Origin of the sequence: Escherichia sp. S10b, assembly GCF_028421345.1 — a bacterium.
Classification (GTDB): Bacteria; Pseudomonadota; Gammaproteobacteria; order Enterobacterales; family Enterobacteriaceae; genus ECMA0423.
The window spans coordinates 1-1115 of record NZ_JAHZSO010000060.1 but is presented as its reverse complement, the minus strand read 5'-3'; the positions used below and the strand labels follow the sequence as shown (position 1 = coordinate 1115).

The window sequence follows — 1115 nt, the reverse complement described above, 5'->3', positions numbered from 1 at the left end:
ACGTTCCGCTCTGTCTTCCGCCCGGTACAGCCGGTGGCTGACTGCCAGCATCAGCAGCCCGGCAATGCCGTAACTGGTGCCGGACAAAGGCCCCCACAGGGCCATCAGAAGAATGGCCGCTGCTGTACGCCACCCACTGCGCGTTTCACACCACGTCAGCACCTGTGCCGCCACTGCAAAGGCAAACAGGATATTCCCCTCATACCAGGGAAAGCCGGCCAGATAATATGCGAACTGGGCAATAATTCCCCATCCCCACAGCCGGTTAATGGCCGGTTGCCGGATATGCGCATGACGGGACAGATTCAGCCCCCACACCAGGGCAAACAGCGGAAAGGCTCCTCGCCCGGCCAGAAACATCCATTCCTGCTTCAGCTGGAATATCAGATTGATGTGGTCCAGTACCATCAGCACCAGTGCCACCGTTTTGATGATATCCCGCTGTCCGGGTGACCAGACCAGAAATGACTGCAACCAGGTATCGGTCCGTGCAGCCAGTGAATCGTTACGTGTCGTGTTCGTGTTATCCGTTGTCATCAGTGTTTGTCTTCCTGTATCAGTCTCCGCCCAGGGTTTTCTCTTTCTGCAGGTCACGAACCATATCCCGCTCCATCTGCTGCAGACGCTCCTGCAGCAGATTTTCCCGGGCAACCTCCCGGACCGCTTCCCGTTCCCGTTGTGATTCACGCAGCACACTCTCCGGCAGTGCGGTTTCCCGTTCAGAACTGGCAGTCCGGTCACGTTCCTGCCCGGCAATATCCCTGACAGCCAGCTCTGTTTTGCCGTCCGGCAGGTCAGGTTTGTTCTCTGCCATTTTACGGACAATTTCATCTGCGCGACGTTCCGTTTCACGGCGGATGGCCTCTTCAGCCTGCCGCTGTGCCAGCACCTCTGCCGTGACCGGTTCGCCATTTCCGGCCCCCGGCTGGACGCTGCTGTCCGGGATATCCCCCCACACGCGACCACCGGTGATGGCACCGGGATTCCACGGACGACCTTCACCGGCAATTCTTACCACCACACCGCTGTCGGGATTATCACGGGCAATCCGGACACCATCCTGCATATTATCAGCCAGCAGGCTCTCTCCGTTACGGCTGCCCTGCAGGGCCACG

General features: G+C 59.0%; 2 protein-coding genes. Both read right to left on the bottom strand.

Going from position 1 to position 1115, the window contains the following annotated elements:
* On the bottom strand, positions 1-537 hold a 537-nt coding region (gene traX, locus FTE26_RS05870; RefSeq protein WP_272457517.1), incomplete at its 3' end, for a type-F conjugative transfer system pilin acetylase TraX.
* 19 nt (positions 538-556) lie between these two features.
* On the bottom strand, positions 557-1115 hold a 559-nt coding region (locus FTE26_RS05865), incomplete at its 5' end, for a conjugative transfer relaxase/helicase TraI domain-containing protein (RefSeq protein WP_334313974.1).